This is a genomic window from Pseudarthrobacter sp. O4 (genome assembly GCF_050157025.1).
Taxonomy (GTDB): Bacteria; Actinomycetota; Actinomycetes; order Actinomycetales; family Micrococcaceae; genus Arthrobacter.
In genome coordinates this window covers 1,239,251-1,258,266 of record NZ_CP189591.1, presented here as the reverse complement: position 1 = coordinate 1,258,266, position 19,016 = coordinate 1,239,251, and the positions used below count along the sequence as shown (strand labels likewise).

15 protein-coding genes are annotated in these 19,016 nt (G+C 66.9%); 13 read left to right on the top strand and 2 right to left on the bottom strand.

The genetic code is table 11. The features are described 5' to 3' along the window. Positions 1-261: 261 nt before the first annotated feature. Positions 262-1,503: a cysteine desulfurase family protein gene (locus ACQCSU_RS05670; protein WP_426978752.1), complete on the top strand. Its 1,242-nt coding sequence runs from the start codon at positions 262-264 to the stop codon at positions 1,501-1,503. On the opposite strand, the gene ACQCSU_RS05665 is transcribed toward ACQCSU_RS05670, so the two are convergent. After that, positions 1,482-2,741: an NAD(P)/FAD-dependent oxidoreductase gene (locus ACQCSU_RS05665; RefSeq protein ID WP_426978751.1), complete on the bottom strand. Its 1,260-nt coding sequence runs from the start codon at positions 2,739-2,741 to the stop codon at positions 1,482-1,484. The two genes, ACQCSU_RS05670 and ACQCSU_RS05665, sit on opposite strands and share 22 nt — an antisense overlap. A gap of 261 nt (positions 2,742-3,002) precedes the next feature. On the opposite strand from ACQCSU_RS05665, the gene mnmA reads away from it, so the two are divergent. The 7 genes from mnmA (at position 3,003) to ACQCSU_RS05630 (ending at position 11,730) form a co-directional block, all read left to right on the top strand. Beyond that, complete coding sequence (gene mnmA / locus ACQCSU_RS05660; protein WP_426978750.1) at positions 3,003-4,178, top strand: tRNA 2-thiouridine(34) synthase MnmA; 1,176 nt, start codon at positions 3,003-3,005, stop codon at positions 4,176-4,178. A gap of 312 nt (positions 4,179-4,490) precedes the next feature. Next, entirely contained in the window at positions 4,491-6,125 is a 1,635-nt protein-coding gene (locus ACQCSU_RS05655; protein ID WP_426978749.1) for an ABC transporter substrate-binding protein, read from the top strand. A gap of 131 nt (positions 6,126-6,256) precedes the next feature. Continuing rightward, positions 6,257-7,348, top strand: coding sequence for an ABC transporter permease (locus ACQCSU_RS05650; RefSeq protein WP_426978748.1), 1,092 nt, complete (start codon positions 6,257-6,259; stop codon positions 7,346-7,348). 1 nt (position 7,349) lies between these two features. Next, a complete protein-coding gene (locus ACQCSU_RS05645; protein WP_426978747.1) occupies positions 7,350-8,375 on the top strand; it encodes an ABC transporter permease in 1,026 nt (341 codons plus the stop codon). Beyond that, on the top strand, positions 8,372-10,075 hold the full coding sequence (locus tag ACQCSU_RS05640; protein WP_426978746.1) for an ABC transporter ATP-binding protein: 1,704 nt from the start codon (positions 8,372-8,374) through the stop codon (positions 10,073-10,075). The genes ACQCSU_RS05645 and ACQCSU_RS05640 overlap by 4 nt, the downstream gene beginning before the upstream one ends. 151 nt (positions 10,076-10,226) lie before the next feature. After that, on the top strand, positions 10,227-10,661 hold the full coding sequence (locus tag ACQCSU_RS05635) for a chorismate mutase (protein WP_426978745.1): 435 nt from the start codon (positions 10,227-10,229) through the stop codon (positions 10,659-10,661). 1 nt (position 10,662) lies between these two features. Further along, positions 10,663-11,730, top strand: coding sequence for a hypothetical protein (locus tag ACQCSU_RS05630; protein WP_426978744.1), 1,068 nt, complete (start codon positions 10,663-10,665; stop codon positions 11,728-11,730). Between the two features lie 38 nt (positions 11,731-11,768). Here ACQCSU_RS05630 and ACQCSU_RS05625 read toward each other — a convergent pair whose 3' ends face one another. Next, a complete protein-coding gene (locus tag ACQCSU_RS05625) occupies positions 11,769-12,482 on the bottom strand; it encodes a DUF4166 domain-containing protein (protein ID WP_426978743.1) in 714 nt (237 codons plus the stop codon). A gap of 202 nt (positions 12,483-12,684) precedes the next feature. Between ACQCSU_RS05625 and mtrA the strand changes: the two genes are divergently transcribed. The 5 genes from mtrA (at position 12,685) to hpf (ending at position 18,988) form a co-directional block, all read left to right on the top strand. Then, entirely contained in the window at positions 12,685-13,359 is a 675-nt protein-coding gene (gene mtrA, locus ACQCSU_RS05620; protein WP_354239413.1) for an MtrAB system response regulator MtrA, read from the top strand. A gap of 130 nt (positions 13,360-13,489) precedes the next feature. Beyond that, complete coding sequence (gene mtrB / locus ACQCSU_RS05615) at positions 13,490-15,289, top strand: MtrAB system histidine kinase MtrB (RefSeq protein ID WP_426979722.1); 1,800 nt, start codon at positions 13,490-13,492, stop codon at positions 15,287-15,289. Beyond that, positions 15,286-17,007 (top strand): LpqB family beta-propeller domain-containing protein, encoded by a 1,722-nt coding sequence (locus ACQCSU_RS05610; protein WP_426978741.1) that lies wholly within the window; start codon positions 15,286-15,288, stop codon positions 17,005-17,007. The genes mtrB and ACQCSU_RS05610 overlap by 4 nt, the downstream gene beginning before the upstream one ends. 77 nt (positions 17,008-17,084) lie before the next feature. Then, complete coding sequence (locus ACQCSU_RS05605) at positions 17,085-18,119, top strand: ComF family protein (RefSeq protein WP_426978739.1); 1,035 nt, start codon at positions 17,085-17,087, stop codon at positions 18,117-18,119. Between the two features lie 143 nt (positions 18,120-18,262). Then, positions 18,263-18,988: a ribosome hibernation-promoting factor, HPF/YfiA family gene (gene hpf / locus ACQCSU_RS05600; protein ID WP_426978738.1), complete on the top strand. Its 726-nt coding sequence runs from the start codon at positions 18,263-18,265 to the stop codon at positions 18,986-18,988. Positions 18,989-19,016: the final 28 nt, after the last annotated feature.

The following is a 19,016-nucleotide window of genomic DNA, read 5'->3' as shown; positions in this document are numbered from 1 at the left end:
TCCGGCTTCTCTATGAACCGGGCCAGGAGCAGCAGCGGCCCGGCGGCAAGGGTCCAGCGCCAGAAGGTCAGGTCCAGAGGGGTCATCGAGGCGACGGCGGCCTGGCCGACCACGATTTTTCCCGACCCAGAACAGGTTGCCGGGGCAAGGTACAGGGACGCTTTCACGGCTTGAATTTATACCAGCGTCGGGTCCGGACCGGAGACCTCTCCCTGCGCCGCCGGCGGCTTCTCCTTGCGCCGCCGCGGGTAGAATTGCCGTGTGCCTGTTTACCTCGATCATGCCGCCACCACCACCCTCGCCCCGGAGGCGCTGGCCGCGCTGACACGCGAACTGGCCCGGACCGGCAACCCTTCCTCGCTGCATGGGTCCGGCCGCCGCGCCCGGCGCTCCGTCGAGGATGCGAGGGAAGTGCTGGCCGCCGCCGCCGGGGCGCATCCCTCGGAAGTCATCTTTACGTCCGGCGGCACCGAGGCTGACAACCTCGCGGTCAAGGGACTGTATTGGGCCCGTGGCGCCGAGGACCCTGCGCGCACGCGCATCCTGTGCTCCGCCGTCGAACACCACGCGGTGCTGGACTCGGTGGAGTGGCTCGAACGGCACGAGGGCGCCGAAGTGTGCTGGCTGCCGGTTGATGCCGAGGGCGCGTTGGACCTCGGCGTGCTGGAGGCCGAACTGTCCCGTGATCCGGCCTCGATCGCCCTCGTCACGGTCATGTGGGCCAACAACGAAGTCGGCACTATCCAGCCCGTCGCCAGGATTGTTGAGCTGGCGCACGCCGCCGGCGTTCCGGTGCACTCCGACGCCGTCCAGGCCTTCGGCTCCGTGCCGGTGGACTTCCGCGGCACCGGCCTGGACGCCATGTCCATCTCGGGCCACAAGATCGGCGGTCCGGTCGGCGTCGGGGCGCTCATTCTTGGCCGCGCGGTGAAGCTGACCCCGGTCCAGCACGGCGGGGGACAGGAACGCGACGTCCGCTCCGGGACCCTGGACACTGCGTCGATCGCCGCTTTCGCCGCAGCCGCCGCAGCCGCCACCGCCAAGCTCCCGGAGGAGGCCGCGCGGATCGCGGGGCTTCGGGACCGGTTGATCGGCGGAGTCCTTGCGGCGGTGCCTGAGGCGGTGCTGCGCGGGGCTCCCGGGGCCGGGCGGCTGCCGGGAAACGCACACTTCACCTTCGCCGGCTGCGAGGGGGACTCCCTGTTGTTCCTGCTGGACCTGGCCGGGGTGGAATCCTCCACCGGTTCGGCCTGTACAGCAGGAGTGCCGCGGCCCTCCCATGTGCTGCTGGCGATGGGCCTGGATGAGGACACGGCCAGGGGCGCCCAGCGGTTCAGCCTGGGGCATTCCTCCACCGAGGCCGACGTCGACGCGCTGCTGGCCGCGCTGCCGGGCGCCGTCGCCCGTGCCCGGCAGGCGGGCATGGCCGGCCACGAGTCCAGCATCCAGACCGCGGGAACAGTCGCCCGTGAGTCTGCACGTCAATCCCCTGGAAGGAGCTGATCCAGGAGCTGATCCAGCGGGACGGCGGGGTCGGCCAGCACCTCGGGTGCCAGCGCGGCCTTCGCTGTGATGAGTGCCTTGATCGTCTTTTGGGGCTTGTCGGACCGCGGCCAGTTCACGCTCATTCCCGCGACCACCTGGCCGTCGCGCTGCCAGAAGGCGAGAAATTCCTTCCCCTCCAGCGAGCCACGGATCGTTGGCCGCCCGGAGATGAGCGTCGGGAAGCCCGAATACTCCATGCTGACGTCGAACTGGTCGGTATAGAAATACGGGATCGTGTCCAGCACGGCGTCCTGGCCGAGCATGGCCTTGGCCGCCACCTTGCCGCCGTTGAGCGCATTGGACCAGTGTTCGCTGCGGTGGTGCTCCCCGGTGAAGGGGTGCAGGGCGTTGGCGACGTCGCCGGCCGCGTAGATCCCGGGGGTTCCGGTCCGCAGCGAGGCATCGGTGAGGATGCCGCCGTTCCGCAGTCCGATGCCGGCGGATTCGGCCAGGGCGACTTCCGGTACTACGCCGACCGCAATGATCACCAGGTCGGCGGGTAGGACGTCGCCGGCGTCGGTGACCACCCCTGTCACGCGTCCCGACTGGCCGGTTATCTCGGCCGCCGAGGCGGGAAGCCTGAATCGCACGCCGTTGGCCTCATGCAGCGAGCGGAAGAAGCCGCCCAGCTCGGAGCCGATCGCGGCGGCCAGCGGAACCTTCGCCGGCCCCAGCAGGGTGACGGTGTTGCCATAGGTGCTGGCGGCGGCGGCCAGTTCCATCCCGATCCAGCCGGAGCCGATCATCACAACATTCCGGCCCCCATCGACGAGGCCGGCGCGCAGACGCAGGCTGTTCTCCACCGTCCGGAAGGTGCTGACCCCGTCCAGGCCGCTGCCCGGCAGGGGAATGCTCCGGGGACGTGCCCCGGTGGCGAGCAGCAGCGAGGCGTACTCCAGCCGGCTGCCGTCACCGAGGCTCAGGGTGCGGGCGCCGGGGTCAAGGTGCGTGACCGGCTCACCCAGCCGCAGCTCGACGCCGTTCTCCGCGTACCAGCCCTCCGGAACCACGGGAAGCGCGTCATCGCCGGCCTTGCCCAGCAAGTACTCCTTGGACAGCGGTGGACGCAGGTACGGGTGGTGGGCCTCTTCGGCCACCACCACGACCGGGCCGCTGAAGCCCTCCGCCCGCAATGTCTTGGCTGCGGTGGCGCCGGCCAGCCCGCCGCCCACGATGACGATGCGCTCAACAGCCATGTCCGCTCGATTCCCGCTGGTGCGTAGTCAGTTTCTAAAACCGTCTATCCTGACGTTAGAAGCGCGGTGTGGTTCAGTCAAGGCTTTTGGGTGAGGATTCGGCGTGGCGATAGAATAGGGCGGCAGGTGTTGTGTTAGTCCTGCGGCCCCAGCAGGAACAACCCAGCAGTGAACAACGCAGCCGTGAACAACGCAGCCGTGATCAACAGTGCAGCAGTGAAAGCTGCCGCCTGCGACACCCGAACCCTAAAGAAAGCCAGTATGCGAGTTCTTGCAGCCATGAGCGGCGGCGTTGATTCCGCCGTTGCCGCAGCCCGCGCCGTCGAGGCGGGACACGACGTCGTCGGTGTCCACCTGGCGCTGTCCCGGATGCCGGGAACCTTGCGCACCGGCAGCCGCGGCTGCTGCACCATCGAGGACTCCCGAGACGCCTGGCGCGCCTGCGACGTGCTCGGCATCCCCTACTACGTCTGGGACTTCTCCGAGCGTTTCAAGGAGGACGTGGTCCAGGACTTCATTGACGAATATGCCGCCGGGCGCACGCCCAACCCCTGCATGCGCTGCAACGAACGGATCAAGTTCGCCGCGCTGCTGGAGAAGGCGATCGCGCTGGGTTTCGACGCCGTCTGCACCGGGCACTACGCCAAGGTGACCACTGACGCCGAGGGCAATCCCGAACTGCACCGCGCCGCCGACTGGGCGAAGGACCAGAGCTACGTGCTGGGCGTGCTGACGCACGAGCAGCTCAAGCACTCGATGTTCCCGCTGGCGGAGACGCCGTCCAAGGCGGAGGTCCGCGCCGAAGCCGAACGCCGCGGTCTTTCCGTGGCGAACAAGCCGGACAGCCACGACATCTGTTTCATCCCGGACGGCGACACCGCCGGATGGCTCGCCGAGAAGATCGAAATGACGACGGGCGACATCGTCGACGAATCCGGCGCGAAGGTCGGCGAGCACCCGGGCGCCAACGCGTTCACGGTTGGCCAGCGCCGCGGCCTGAAGCTGGGCACCCCGGCGGCCGACGGCAAGCCGCGGTTCGTCCTGGAAATCCGGCCGAAGGAGAACAAGGTGGTCGTCGGGCCCGAGGCCCTGCTGGCCATCGACGAAATCCGCGGCATCAAGGTCTCCTGGGCCGGGCTGCCGATCGCCGAGGTGCACGCCGGCGCGGAGTTCGACTGCTACGCCCAGGTCCGCGCCCATGGAGACCCCGTGCCCGCCACGGCCCGCATGGAACGCACTGGCCCCGGGGCGTCCGACGGCGGCGACGCCACCGGCGACGGCACCGGCGCCGTCGAGCACGGCAACCTTGTGGTCACCCTCACCGAGCCGCTGCGCGGCGTCGCCCCCGGCCAGACCGTGGTCCTGTACCAGGGCAGCCGCGTGCTGGGGCAGGCCACCATCGACGCCGCGCGTTCGCTGCAGCGCACCGCCCTCTAACACAGCCGCGCACCGGGCCCCGGTGGCTTCGAAGGAGCACCGCACATATTCGATGTGCGGTGCTCCTTCCGCGCTGCGCTGCCACTCCAGACGGCCCAGGCCCGCGGGCCTGCCGAAAATCCGGCTGGATTCCTGAAGAAAGTGATGACTTCCTGCCGTTCGTGTAAATTTTGTGTCTCATCTCACATGATGTAACGATTCACCAAATGGTTCTCTGGTTGAATCTAGGCATCAGGACAGCGCGCCGCCCACCGAGTCGTTCGTTTCACTTCGGGGCTGCGCACTAGTACTCATCGAACAGAAAGTTCACAGATGGCAATGAACAAAAAGGCCCTGCAGAGCGCCATCGCGCTCGCCGGGGTATCCGCCTTCGCACTGACTGCCTGCACCGGCCCTTCCGGTGGCGGCACGGCATCCGGCAGCGCCGCCGGCGGGGGCGCCATTACGTACGGCACGACGGACAAGGTCGTCACCCTCGACCCGGCCGGTTCCTACGACGCCGGCTCCTTCATGGTGATGAACCAGATCTACCCGTTCCTCATGAACTCGAAGCCCGGCACGGCAGAAGCCGTCCCCGACATTGCCGAATCCGCATCGTTCACTTCGCCGACCGAGTACACGGTCAAGCTCAAGTCCGGGCTGAAGTTCGCCAACGGCCACGCTCTGACGTCCTCCGACGTGAAGTACTCGATTGACCGCGTAGTCAAGATCAACGACGACAACGGTCCGGCGTCACTCCTCAGCAACCTCGCTTCGGTGGAGGCCCAGGATGACACCACGGTGGTCTTCACGCTCAAGGCCGGCAACGACCAGGTCTTCCCCAGCGTGCTCGGGACTAACACCGGGCCGATCATCGACGAAGAGGTCTTTCCGGCCGACACGCTGATGAGCGACGACGAAATCGTCAAGGGCAAGCCGTTCGCGGGCCAGTACACGATCGAGAGCTACAAGAAGAACGAGCTCGTCAGCCTCAAGGTCAACCCGGACTACCAGGGCCTGCTGGGAAAGCCAGCCAATGACGGCGCCACGATCAAGTACTACGCGGACTCCAACAACCTCAAGCTCGATGTGCAGCAAGGCAACATCGACGTCGCCGGGCGCACGCTGACAGCCACGGACGCCGCCGACCTCGAGAAAGATTCCAAGGTCACCGTCCACAAGGGCCCGGGTGGCGAACTGCGCTACATCGTCTTCAACTTCGACACCATGCCGTTCGGTGCCAAGACTGCCGACGCCGATTCCGCCAAGGCACTTGCCGTCCGCCAGGCGATGGCCAACGTCGTCGACCGCGACGCGATCGCCAGCCAGGTCTACAAAGGCACCTACCTGCCGGCCTATTCCGTTGTCCCGGATGGACTGCCCGGGGCAGCCAAGCCACTCAAAGACATGTACGGGGACGGCAGCGGCAAGCCCAGCCTGGACAAGGCCACGAAGGCCTTCAGTGATGCCGGTGTCACCGCTCCGGTCACCCTGAAGCTGCAGTACAACCCGGACCACTACGGCAAGTCCTCCGGCGATGAGTACGCCATGATCAAGGAACAGCTGGAGAAATCGGGCCTGTTCAAGGTCGAGCTGCAGTCCACGGAGTGGGTTACCTACTCCAAGGACCGCACCAAAGACGTCTACCCGGTCTACCAGCTCGGCTGGTTCCCGGACTACTCGGACGCGGACAATTACCTCACGCCGTTCTTCATCCCGGGCAACTTCCTCAAGAACCACTATGAGAACCCGGACGTCACAGACCAGATCAGCAAGCAACTGGTCGCCAGTGACAAAGCCGAGCGTGAAAAGTTGCTCAGCGACGCCCAGACGGCCGTCGCCAAGGACCTCTCCACGCTGCCGCTGTTGCAGGGCGCTCAGCTGATGGTCGCCGGCAAGGACATCAAGGGTGTTGAAAAGACCCTGGATCCGTCCTTCAAGACCCGCCTTGGAGTGATTTCCAAGTAGGTCCAATCCCCATCCGGTTCTTTCCAGCCGAGGAGGCGGGGCGCCTGCACGGCGTCCCGCCTTTCCTGCCGGTAGAGGACAACCGATTCCCGAAGCCCACGAGGCAGACGGAAACACACTTTTAGGTACCAATGACAACACTTATCGAGGCGCCGCCAACCGACGCCGACGGCCTGCTGCCGTCAAAGAAGAAGTCGTCCGGCGGGGGACTGGGCCAATACATCCTGATCAGGTTCCTCCTGATTTTTCCGACCATCCTCATCCTGGTCACCCTGGTGTTCTTCCTGATGCGGATCACCGGCGACCCGATTACGGCAGCCCTGGGCGGCCGGCTTCCGCCGGAGCAGCTGCAGGAGCGCATCCATAACGCCGGCTACGACCGGCCCATCTTCGTGCAGTACTTCGAGTATCTCGGACAGCTCCTCACCGGCAACTTCGGCACCACGCTCTCGGACAACCGCAAGGTCTCCGAGATGCTGACGACCTACGGCTCGGCCACCCTCGAACTCGCCATTAACGCCGTGCTCGTGGCGCTGCTCATCGGCATCCCGCTGGGCATGCTTGCCGCGCACCGGCGCGACAAGGCCCCGGACGCCGTGCTGAGGATCCTCGCCATCCTCTTCTACGCCACACCGGTCTTCTTCTCGGGGCTGCTGTACAAGCTGGTTTTTTCCGTCTGGCTGGGCTGGCTGCCCGTGGCCGGACGGGCCAAGACCTCCAGCGAACTGGCCCTCACGGCGCTCGAAGCGCCGACCGGCGTCTACTGGGTGGATGCGATCCGCAGCGGCAACATGGCCGCCTTGGGTGACGTGGTGGCGCACGCCGTGCTTCCCGCCACCGCACTGGGCCTGCTCACGGCGGGGGTCTTCCTGCGGCTCGTGCGGACCAACGTGATCGGCACGCTGGGCAAGGACTATGTGGAAGCCGGCCGTTCACGCGGCGTCAGCGAATTCCGCCTGGTCACGAAGCACGCCTACAAGCCGGCGCTGATCCCGATCATCACCGTGATGGGGCTGCAAATCGCCGTCCTGCTCGGCGGCGCAGTGCTGACCGAGACCACCTTCGAATGGAAGGGCCTCGGCTTCCAGCTGGCCACCTACCTGACGGCCCGCGACTTCGTGGCCGTCCAGGGGATCGTGGTCCTTCTGGCCGTGATCGTGGCCGTGACTAACTTCATCGTGGACATCGTCGCCGCGCTGATCGACCCCCGCGTGAGGTACTGATATGAGCACCCCTGACATTTCTGTCACCGTGAAGGACCCGCGTGCCCCTTGGTTCCGGCGCCTGCCGGTCGTTTCACACTTCAACAAGAGCGTCGGCCTGCAGCGGGGCATGCTCGTCGCCGGGCTCGTGCTGACCAGCATCTTCCTGCTGACCGCGATCTTCGCGCCCCTGATCGCCCCCTACGGCTTCTCCCAGATTTCCGACGCCGACGGCAGCTTCCCGGCGCAGCAGGCGCCCGGGGGCAAGCACCTCATGGGCACCACGGTCGGCGGCTACGATGTCTTCTCCCGGGTCGTCTGGGGGGCTCAGACCGCCGTCATGGTGATCGTTGTGGCGGTGGTCATGTCGATCTTCGTCGGTGTGATCCTGGGCCTGGTCAGCGGCTACCTCGGCGGTTGGCTGGACCGCATCCTCGTCGTGATCGCCGACGCCATCTACGCCTTCCCGTCCCTGCTCGTCGCCATCGTCATGGCGATCGTCATCAGCGGCGGAAGATCCAACCTCTGGGGCGGCATCCTGGCGGCGGCAATCTCCATCACCGTCGTCTTCATCCCGCAGTACTTCCGCGTCATCCGGTCTGAGACCATCCGGCTCAAGGCAGAACCATTCGTTGAATCGGCGAAGGTCGTAGGCGCCTCAAGCATCCGTATCATGAGCCGCCACATCTTCAAGAACGCCACCCGGACCCTGCCGCTGATCTTCACGCTCAATGCCTCCGAGGCCATCCTGACCCTTGCAGGCCTGGGCTTCCTCGGCTTCGGCATTGAACCCACATCGGCCGCAGAATGGGGCTTCGACCTCAACAAAGCTCTCGCGGACACCACCTCCGGCATCTGGTGGACGGGTGTGTTCCCAGGCCTGGCGATGGTACTCACCGTCCTGGGACTGACGCTGGTCGGCGAGAGCATCAACGACCTCAATGATCCCCGGTTGCGCGGGCGCAAGAAGGCAGCCTCCGGCAAGGGCGGACCCGATTCCACTGCCGGCGCGCAGGCTGCACTCGAACCAGAAGCGAGACTTCCATGACCACCAACATCGACCCGCACGGCCGCGGCGCCGGGCCTGTCCTCGACATCGACCACCTCAAGGTCACCTTCGCGACCGACGCCGGGGACGTGTACGCCGTCAAGGACGTCAGCCTCGAGGTCAACCCCGGCGAGGTCGTGGCAATCGTCGGCGAATCCGGCTCGGGCAAGACCGTCACCGCGAAGACCATCCTCGGACTGCTGCCGGAAACCGCCATCAGCTCCGGAGCTGTACTGATCAACGGCAACAACGTGATCAGCGTCAGCCCGGCCACGCTCCGGCAGATCCGCGGCCGCGACGTGGCCATGGTGTTCCAGGAGCCGTCGACTGCGCTCAATCCTGTCTTCACCGTGGGCTGGCAGATCGCCGAAGGCATCCGGGCCCACGCCGGCCACAGCGGAACCGGACGCATCAGTGCCAAGGAAGCCAAGTCGCGTGCCATCGAGGCACTCCGCAAGGTGGGCATCCCGGACCCGGAAACCCGGGTCAACCACTATCCGCACCAGTTCTCCGGCGGCCAGAAACAGCGCGTGGTCATTGCCGCGGCGCTGGCGCTGAACCCGGGACTGATCGTGGCCGACGAGCCCACCACGGCCCTCGACGTCACCGTGCAGGCGGAGATCCTGGAACTGCTGCGGGATCTCCGGGACCAGTACGGCACCTCGATCGTGCTCATCACCCACAACATGGGCGTGGTGGCGGACCTCGCCGACCGCGTCGTCGTGATGTACGAGGGCGACGTCGTCGAAGAGGCAAGCTCCCGGGTCCTCTTTGCGGAGCCGAAGCAGGACTACACCAAGAAGCTCCTGGCCGCGGTCCCGCACCTTGGCAGGAATTCGGCCTCGGAAGGCCTGACCGAGCGCGCCCACCAGGGCGGCAAGGTGCTGGTCGAGGCGAGGGACCTGACCATCGAGTACCCCGGCCGGCTGGGCAGCCCCGCGTTCAAGGCGGTGGACGGTGTCAGCTTCACCTTGTCCGAGGGCGAGGTCTTCGGGCTCGTCGGCGAGTCGGGTTCGGGTAAGACCACCATCGGCCGGGCCATCGCCGGGTTGAACCGGACCACGGGCGGCAGCCTGAAGGTGCTCGACTACGAGATGCTCAATCTGAAGGAGCGCACCTTCAAGCCACTGCGGAAAGACATCGGATTCGTGTTCCAGGATCCGGCCGCATCCTTCAACCCGCAGCTGACCATCGGCGACTGCGTCGCCGAACCGCTCATCATCCACAGCAACCCGACGCCGGCGCAGGCACGCCAGCGGACGCGTGAGCTGCTGGAATCGGTGCAGCTGCCGGCGTCGTACGCGGAACGGTTCCCGCACGAGCTCTCCGGCGGGCAGCGGCAGCGCGCCTCATTGGCGCGCGCGCTGATCCTGAACCCGAAGCTGCTGATCGCCGACGAGCCGACGTCGGCGCTCGACGTTTCGGTCCAGGCGAAGGTGCTGGAGCTGTTCAAGGAGATCCAGGCCGAATTCGGGTTCGCCGCCCTGTTCATCAGCCACGACCTCGCCGTGGTGGACATCCTGTCCCACTGGGTCGGGGTGCTCTACAAGGGCAAGATGGTGGAGCAGGGGCTCGGGAACCAGGTGATGGGCAATCCGCAGCACGACTATACGCGGAAGCTCATCGCGTCCCTGCCCGTTCCGGACCCGGATGAGCAGGCCCGGCGCCGGGAGGAATTCCGCGCCGTCCTGCACGGCTGAGAGCCTTCGGCGTCAGCGGAAGGACATGCCCACCGTTCAGATTGAACGGTGGGCATGTCCTTTGCCGGGACCGGACGCGGTCAGCGTGAGGTACGGCAGGGCGCCGCTTAACAGCAGGAACGATTGGCAGCAGTGCCCCTAGACTGGGTCAATGACCGAGCAGAACCACACTCATCCCGATGCCGATTCCTATGATCCTGGCGCCAGTTCACTGGCCGGCCAGGTGGATCCCGCGGTGATGGCTGAACTGTTGTCGATCCGCTCCAGCATCGACAACATCGATGCGACCCTCGTGTACCTTCTGGCCGAACGCTTCAAGGCGACGCAGAAGGTCGGCTTCCTCAAGGCCGCCCATAGGCTTCCCGCCGGGGACCCCGGCCGGGAGACGGCCCAGATCGCGCGCCTGCGCCGGCTCGCCGCCGAGGCGCATTTGGACCCCGGATTCGCCGAAAAATTCCTGAACTTCATCATCGGCGAGGTCATCCGCCACCACGAAGCGATCGCCGAAGACCATGAGGCCGCCGCCCAGGCAAACGGCTCCGGCTGTCCCGGTCCCGCGGGCCCTGCCGTCTCCGCAGACGCCTGAGATGGGTACCCCTCAGACTCAGACTCAGGCTCCGACTCAGGCTCCGGATCCGGGCCAGGTCACCGCCACAGCGCTCGGCCCGTGGCCCGGCGAAGACCCGGCCGAGGCCGCACGGATCATCCGGGGCGAACTCGGCAGCCCGCACCTGCCCTTCCTCGCCGAGCTCCCGGACCGCGGCGTCGGCTCCGACGCCCTCGGCCGGACCGCCTCCCTGCTGGTGGAGCTGTCCGTGGATGTGCAGCCCTATGGCTGGCGGATCGTGGACCGTCCCGGCAAGGACCTGAAACGGGCACGCTCTGCCCTTTCCACAGACGTCAACATCCTGGCCGACGTGATCGGCGCCGAGGACACGCCCGCCACGGACCTTAAGGTCCAGCTGCGCGGCCCGCTCAGCCTCGCCGCCGGCCTGCATCTTCACAATGGTGAGCGGGCGCTCATCGATTACGGCGCCAGGCGCGATATCGCCTCCTCGCTGGCGGCGGGAGTCGGCGGTTACCTCAGCCGGGTTGCTGCGTCGGCGCCCGGTGCCCGCATCATCGTGCAGATCGACGAGCCGGAGGTCGCCTCCGTGCTGGCGGGTACCATTCCGACGTCCAGCGGTTACCGGACCCTGCGCTCCGTCCCCGGCGAGGAGGCTGCCGACTCCTGGCGGTTGGTGATTGACGCGCTGCGGGCAGCGGGCGCTGTTGAAATCGTCGTCGCGGTCCCGGAAGTCGAGGCACCCTTTGACCGGATCATTTCCTCCGGGGCGGACGGGATCGCCGTCCCGCTGCGGGCCCTGACCTCCCGCCAATGGGAGCAGCTGGCCGGCGCCGTGGAGGCCGGCAAGCGGCTCTGGGCCGGCGCGCTGGACGTGGCCGCGCCGTCGGCGGTGTTGCCGCGCGTCGCCGACGTCGTCGAAACGGTCTGGCGCCCGTGGCGCCAGCTCGGGCTGCCGGCGTCCACGCTGAGCGCGCTGCGCGTCACTCCCTCGGAAGGGCTGGCGCGGCACTCGCCGTCGTCCGCGACGGCCGTGTTGACCCGGCTGACCCAGGTGGCGGACGGACTCAACCAGCTGGCCCTCGGCTGAACCGCCAAACGGCACAGACTGCAGCCAGGCCGAAGTGCTCAGACCCGGCTCTCCCAGCGGTCCGGCCTGGCGGCGTCGGGCAGGTAGCCGGGGGCGGTGATGCCCCCGGAGTAGGGCTCCAGCCGGTAGTCGAAGTGCCCGGCGTAGACCAGCACCAGGCCGATCTGCGGCTGGATCACCTTGACCTGGATCCGGTGTTTGCCCTGGCTGCCTTCCCGCGGCTCCCACCACTGCTCGGCGTAGGCTGTGGCATCGAAGGCGCGGGGCAACGGAATCCGCAGCGGCCCCAGGAACAGCCGCGACGCTTCCGAGACGCCGCGCAGCCGCCCCTCGGCGGTGACGCTGAGATGGAGGTCGGTGACGAGCCGCCGGTACCGGCCGACGTAATCGACGAGCCCCTTCCTGCTGCCGGAGTCCTCGAAGCTCGTGGTGTCGTGGAACAGCCGGGTGGTGCCGGGGAAGTAGAGCTCGCGGCGGGCCGTCAGGCTGGAGCGTCCGAACGGGTCCAGATGGGCATGGTTCTCGATCCGGAACGGGATGCCCTCGCCGTACTCCGGGAAGAAGGCTTGCTCGCCGCTCGTCAGGCGCAGCAGCGGACGCAGCCAGGGCTGCCGGCAGCCCACCACTTCAAACACACCCTCGCCGACGCCGTAGTGGCCCGAGCCGGGGACAAGCGAGAAGTAGTCCTGCAGTTCCGGCTGCAGCCGGGCAAAGTCGCGGCCGAGGGCGAGCTGATAGATCGGGGTGTTCACGGGAGCCTCCTGGTCATTCCGGTCGCCTGGTCATTCCGGTCGCCTGGCCGGAGGGGTGCCTGTCCACAGCATGCAGGACGAGCAGTCTCTTGTCACCACCGCATTGCCCGTGCGCGGAAGTTTCGGCCCCCGGGGAGTGCCCGCGCCATGCCGCGAAAACGCTGAATACGACAAAGCCATTTCAATAAGGGAATATATAACTATGAAGGCACGCATTCTGGTAGTGGACGATGACGAGGCGCTCGCCGAGATGATCGGCATTGTGCTGCGCAATGACGGCTTTGAGCCCGTCTTCTGCGCCGACGGCGGGCAGGCGCTCGAAGTGTTCCGTTCGTCGAAGCCCGATCTCGTGCTGCTCGACCTGATGCTTCCGGGCATGGACGGCATCGAAGTCTGCCGCCAGGTCCGTGCCGAGTCGGATGTCCCGATCGTCATGCTGACGGCTAAATCAGACACTTCGGACGTGGTCCGGGGGCTGGAGTCCGGCGCCGATGACTATGTGCCGAAGCCGTTCAAGCCTGCCGAGCTCGTGGCCCGCGTCCGGGCCCGGCTCCGACCCGGTGACCAGAAGGCGCCGGAAACCCTGCGCATCGCGGACGTCACCATCGACGTCGCCGGCCACCTCGTCAGCCGCGGCACCGAGCGGATCTCACTCACGCCGCTTGAATTCGACCTGCTGGTTGCCCTGGCCCGCAAACCGTGGCAGGTCTTCACCCGGGAGCTCCTGCTGGAGCAGGTCTGGGGCTACCGCCACGCCGCGGACACGCGGCTGGTCAACGTCCACGTCCAGCGGCTGAGGTCAAAGATCGAACGTGACCCGGAAGCCCCCGAAGTTGTATTGACGGTCCGTGGTGTCGGCTACAAAGCAGGTTCCTGAGCCCTCGGACGGCCGGCCCGCCGGCGCGACGGAACCGGCCCCCGCCCCTGGCGGGCAGCAACACGGTCCGGCCGACGGCTGGCCCCTCGTACGCTTCCGCACCAGAATCTGGCTCCGGCGCGCACTGATCATGGGTGTACGGGTCGCCCGACTGGTCCGGATCGGAGTTTCCGGACTACTGCCCGGCACCCGCTTTCTGCTGCGCTCCGTCCACCGGAAATGGCGCCGCTCGCTGCAGTTCCGCACGGTGCTGACGACGCTGATGCTCGCTGTCAGTTCCTTTGCCATAGTGGGCGCCTACCTCTCCAACCAGATTGCCAACAACCTTTTTCAGGAACGCCTTGCCCAAGCGGAGTCCGAGACGCGGTACAACGTCAAGCAGGTCCAGGACACGTTCGATGGCGCCCAGGTCACCGACCAGTCCAGCGTCATCACGCTCGTCTACGACACCCTGAACGCCGTCGAGGGCCGCGGCTCGGTGATCCAGCGCCGCTATGTCTTTGAAGCGATGCCGGAACAGACCAAGCCCCGCAACCGCTGGGTGGAATCGCGTGCCTCGGACCAGCTGACCATCAGCGTCATCCCGCCCGAGCTGCGCAAGGCCGTCCAGGACTCCGGCAAGGACCAGTTCTGGGCGTCCACGGAATTCCCGGTGGGTACAGAGGACCGCCCCGGCATCGCCGTCGGCAACAAGGTCACCTTCAACGGCACCGTCTACGAGCTCTACCTCATCTATGACCTCAACACGGCGCAGAAGACCCTCGACGAGATCCAGAACGTCCTGCTTGCCGGCGGTGCTGTGCTTGTGCTCATGATCGGTGCCGTCGCCTGGTACGTGACCCGCAACGTCGTGAGCCCCGTGAGCCATGCCGCCGTCGTGTCAGAAAAGCTGGCCGCCGGGCAGTTGCAGGAGCGCATGGTGGTCAAGGGCGAGGACGAGGTGGCCCGGCTGGGCGCCTCGTTCAACCACATGGCCGCGAGCCTGCAGGAACAGATCACGCAGCTCGCCACCTTGTCCCAGATGCAGCAGCGCTTCGTCTCCGACGTCTCCCATGAGCTGCGCACCCCGCTCACCACCGTGCGCATGGCCGCGGAGGTGCTCTACGATGCTCGCGACGATTTCGACCCCATCAACAAGCGCTCGGCCGAACTGCTGTACAACCAGGTGGAGCGGTTCCAGTCCCTGCTGGCGGACCTGCTGGAGATCTCGCGCTTCGACGCCGGTGTGGCCACGCTCGACGCCGAACCCACCGACATCGTCCAGCTCATCACCCACGTGATCGAGGGAGTCGCCCCCGTCGCGGCCGAGTACGGGTCCGAGGTCACCCTCAATGCCCCCGCGGGCAGCGTCATCGTCGAGACGGACGACCGCAGGATCGACAGGATCCTGCGCAACCTCATCCTTAACGCCCTGGAGCACGGCGAGGGCCGGCCGGTGAACGTATCCGTGGCGGCCAACGGCACCGCCGTGGCCGTGGCGGTCCGCGACCACGGAATCGGCATGAGTGCGGCGGAAGCGGCCCGCGTCTTCGACCGGTTCTGGCGCGCCGATCCGGCCAGGGCCCGGACAACGGGAGGCAGCGGCCTGGGGCTCTCCATTGCCGCGGAGGACACCAAGCTCCACAACGGCTGGCTGCAGGCCTGGGGTAAGAAGGGCAACGGGGCCAACTTCCGGCTGACCCTTCCGCTGCGCCAGGGCGCGACCATCACGAGGTCGCCACTCCAGCTGGAACCGGCCGACGTCGGACTCCCAGGTTCCGGGCCTCTTCGGACTATGCTGCTCCTCGACCCGGCGCCGGTCCAGGAGGGCCAGGCCGGCGGCACCGGGGATGCCGGAACCGGAACCGGGACCGGAACCGGGACCGGGACCGGGACCGGAACCGGGACCGCAACCGCGGGCACCGCCGCGGGAATGAAGGAGGAGTCATGAGGGGTTCCTCGAGGAAGCTCACGGTTTTCTGCGCCGCCCTGCTGGCAGCGGTCCTTCTCGTGCTGACGTCGTGCGCCCAGATCCCACGCTCGGGGCCGGTCGGCAAGAGCACGGACGAGAGCGCCGGAAACCCCAAGAATGCCCCCGTTTTCTTCCCGTCCGCGCCCCGCCCGGGCGCAGGACCCGAAGCGGTGATCGAGGATTTCTACCTCGCCGGCAGCGGCTACGAGGACGACTACGCCGTCGCCCGCCAGTACCTCACCCAGGCCTCCTCAGTTTCGTGGAAACCGGACCAGCGGGTACTCGTCTTCCGGTCCGCCCGGGTGGTGCGCACGGACGTCGAAAACGTGTTCAACTACGAACTGGATGTGGCCTACTCAGTCGATGCCGACGGCATCGCCACCCAGCTTCCCGCAGGCACGATGGAGAGCATTCCTGCCACGCTGACCCAGGTGGACGGCGAATGGAGGATAGCGGAGCTTCCGGACGGGACGGCTATCCCGGAAGAAACCTTCAAGGTGATCTACGGCGCCTATCCGATCTACTTCTACGACCCCACCTTCACCTACGCAGTCCCCGATGTCCGCTGGTTCATCAAGAAGAAGACCGTCAAGGCCATGACCAGCGCGCTCCTGGGCGGACCCGCCGCCTATCTCAAGGGCGCCGTCGTCAGCGCCTTTCCCTCGGGCATCAAGCTGGCCCGGGAATCTGTTCCGGTCGTCTCCGGGGCAGCCCAGGTGGATCTCACGGCGAAGGACCTGGTGGAGGCCTCCAATGAGGACAGGCTGCGGATGCAGACGCAGCTCGCGTTGACGTTCCGCAGCCAGCCGGACGTCATCAATGTGGAACTCCGGGCCAATCAGGACCTGGTGCGTGTCGAAGACAACGGATCGGTGCTTCCGCCGATACGCGACAAGAACGTCCCGGCCCGGCAGATCGCCGTCAGCAACAACGATCTGGTCCGGTACGAGAACAACAGGATCTCGCCGCTTCCGGACATCCAGTCCGTCGCCGCTCTCGTGCCCCGGGCCCCGGCGGAGTCTCCGGTCTCGCAATCGGCGGCATTCCTCAACGCCGGCCGCACGACCCTGTACTCCATCGTGCCGGGCCAGCCAGCCAGGGCACTGACCACGCGCGCCAGCCTGTCCAGGCCCTCCTTCGGACGCTATGACTGGGTGTGGACGGCCGGTCCGGGAGCCGGCGGCGCCAGCGAAGTCGTTGCCTACCGGCCCGTCGGCGTGGTCGAAGGTGCGGCCGTGCCCACGGTGTCACTGGCGCCGGGCTGGCTTGCCGGACGGACCGTCAAGGAGTTCAGGGTGTCCCGTGAAGGCGCGAGGGCGCTCGTTGTCTCGGAGCAGAACGGCAAGACCAAGGTCCAGGTGACGGGCATCATCAGGGCGGCCGACGGCACTCCGCGGGACCTCACCGCACCGATGACCCTCCTGACCGCCGCTGACCCGGACCAGGGGGTCTGGGTAGACGACACTACGGTCGCCGTCATGAAGGGTTCCGCGAGCGGCGCCGTGACTCCTGAACTGCTGTCCCTGACGTCCGCACTGCCGGAGCAGCTCGCGCCATGGCCGGGGCTCACGGCTCTCAGCGCCGGCAACGGCCCGGAGGAAATCTTCGCCCAGTCCGCCGAAAGCATCTTCCAGCGGCTGGGCAACGGCTGGTCGCCCCAGCTCAAGGGATTGATCGATCCGTCCTTCCCCGGCTGACCTGCGGTCTCCGCAGGCTGTCCACATAGCGGCGCCGGCAACTGTCGCCGCCAGCGGGGCCGCGCGAGCCTTGAAAGATGACGAAGTACATGTGGTACGGCAGGCGGCCGGCGGACCCGGACCTGGCCCTGCGGGAAGTCCAGCCGGCAAGACATCGTGGCGACTACCCGCGCGGACTGGTGCGGCTGGCGGACCGGACAGGCGCCGCAGCGGCTGAACTGCTGTCACTCGCCGCTCCGGTGGACTGCGTCTGCTGCGGGGCGGAGGACCTGGCTCTCTGCGGCGATTGCGCGCGGCAGGTCCGGCTGCTGACCCGGAACCCGTTCCGGGCCGAGGCGCAGGCGCCGGCGCTGATGGACATGGACGGCTCCGTGCTGCTTCCGGTTGTGGCGGCCGGCGCCTACCGCGGTGAGCTGGCGCAGGCCGTGCTGTCTTTCAAGCGGTACGGCCAGACGCAGCTCGGTGACGTGCTGGCCAAGGCCCTCGCCGGGGCCGTGAGCTCCGCAGCGGGGGATTCTGCGGCGCTTTGGCTGGTGCCGGTGCCCACGAGCAACAGCGCCTACCGGAAGCGGGGCTTCAGCCCGGTCCATCTGCTGCTCAGGAGGTTCATCCGGTACGCGCTTTCGGAGGCCGCAACGGGGGCCGGTCCCGTGGTCGTGGATGCCCTGCGGAAGGCGGGACCCCTGGCGTGGGCCCGGAAGTCGCGTGCTTCGGCGTCCGGTCTGCTGGGGCCGGGGGCCGCTCCGAAGTTTGGGACTGGAAAAGGCTGTGACGCTCTGCAGGGACTGGCCGGCGGCCAGAAAGGGCTGGGGCGCGGTGCCCGGGCGCAGCGGGTGCGGGGATCCATGCGCGCCAAGGGCGGCCTGTGGCCTCCGGAGCTGCGCGGACGGCCCTGCATCATCGTTGATGACGTGCTCACTACGGGCGCCACCCTTGCAGAGGCTGCCCGTGCCTTGCAGCTGGCAGGAGCCGTTGTCCGGGGTGCTGTCGTGCTCGCTGCGACACGCCCGCCGGTCGCGTCCGACATCGGAGCCGCTGACGGCATGGTGGCAGGCAAGCCGGAAGGGATGGTGGCGGACATGGAAAAAAATAAACCAAGAAAGGATGAATAAGAGGTGGCTATGAACTAACGTCGAAGATGGGTACCAAGAACAGATGTACCTGTCGATAGCGGCTCGGAAAGGGGCTCGACTGTCAGTCAGATCGGCCCCGGGAAGTGCCGCCGTCGTGTCACCGAAGTTATTTGGAGGGCACCATGGAGTTCATGATCAGCGGACGAAATCTAACGGTCTCAGACCGGTTCCGCGAGTACGCCGACGAGAAGATCTCGAAGATCACCTCGCTTGGCGACAGGGTCCAGAGGGTGGACGCGAAGGTCTCCAAAGAGACCAAGGCCCGTCAGGCCGATGAAATGCTCACCGTTGAGCTGACAGTCCTGGGCCGGGGCCCCGTCATCCGGGCCGAAGCCAGCGCCGCAGACAAGTTCGCCGCGTTCGATCTCGCCTACAACAAACTTCTTGAACGCCTGCGCAGGGCCAAGGACCGCAAGAAGGTCCATCACGGCAGGCACACCCCCGTGGCCGTCCGCGAGGCGACAGCCTCGCTGGAACCGGCCAGCACCACTGAGCCCCTCTACGAGGAAGCGAGCCACTGGGACGAACCGAAGCAGGCTCCCGCGGAGAAGTCTCCCTATGAGGTCGAGAACGACATCCCCGCCGGCGACTCGCCCGTGCTGATCCGCCGCAAGGTCTTCCCGGCGGCCTCCCTGACACTTGACGATGCGGTCGACAATATGGAGCTCGTCGGGCACGCCTTCTACCTGTTCGTGGACAAGGAAACCAAGGCGCCGTCCGTCGTGTACCGCCGCGACGGCTGGACCTACGGTGTGATTTCCCTCGACCAGACCTGCGAACCGGGCGAGACGCCGCCCGAAGAGAAGATCCTCGCCTACCGTTCCGAGGAGGAGCCGGCCAGCACATAAGCTGGCGCTGACTTTTCGACGGAGGGAC

Excerpts from the sequence above, each read along its gene's own strand:
- ACQCSU_RS05655 (WP_426978749.1), top strand. The coding sequence starts at position 4,491 with ATGGCAATGAACAAAAAGGCCCTGCAGAGCGCCATCGCGCTCGCCGGG.
- ACQCSU_RS05605 (WP_426978739.1), top strand. The coding sequence starts at position 17,085 with ATGACGAAGTACATGTGGTACGGCAGGCGGCCGGCGGACCCGGACCTG.
- ACQCSU_RS05610 (WP_426978741.1), top strand. The coding sequence starts at position 15,286 with ATGAGGGGTTCCTCGAGGAAGCTCACGGTTTTCTGCGCCGCCCTGCTG.
- ACQCSU_RS05635 (WP_426978745.1), top strand. The coding sequence starts at position 10,227 with ATGACCGAGCAGAACCACACTCATCCCGATGCCGATTCCTATGATCCT.
- hpf (WP_426978738.1), top strand. The coding sequence starts at position 18,263 with ATGGAGTTCATGATCAGCGGACGAAATCTAACGGTCTCAGACCGGTTC.
- ACQCSU_RS05650 (WP_426978748.1), top strand. The coding sequence starts at position 6,257 with ATGACAACACTTATCGAGGCGCCGCCAACCGACGCCGACGGCCTGCTG.
- ACQCSU_RS05640 (WP_426978746.1), top strand. The coding sequence starts at position 8,372 with ATGACCACCAACATCGACCCGCACGGCCGCGGCGCCGGGCCTGTCCTC.
- mnmA (WP_426978750.1), top strand. The coding sequence starts at position 3,003 with ATGCGAGTTCTTGCAGCCATGAGCGGCGGCGTTGATTCCGCCGTTGCC.
- mtrA (WP_354239413.1), top strand. The coding sequence starts at position 12,685 with ATGAAGGCACGCATTCTGGTAGTGGACGATGACGAGGCGCTCGCCGAG.
- ACQCSU_RS05645 (WP_426978747.1), top strand. The coding sequence starts at position 7,350 with ATGAGCACCCCTGACATTTCTGTCACCGTGAAGGACCCGCGTGCCCCT.
- ACQCSU_RS05665 (WP_426978751.1), bottom strand. The coding sequence starts at position 2,741 with ATGGCTGTTGAGCGCATCGTCATCGTGGGCGGCGGGCTGGCCGGCGCC.
- ACQCSU_RS05630 (WP_426978744.1), top strand. The coding sequence starts at position 10,663 with ATGGGTACCCCTCAGACTCAGACTCAGGCTCCGACTCAGGCTCCGGAT.
- mtrB (WP_426979722.1), top strand. The coding sequence starts at position 13,490 with ATGGGTGTACGGGTCGCCCGACTGGTCCGGATCGGAGTTTCCGGACTA.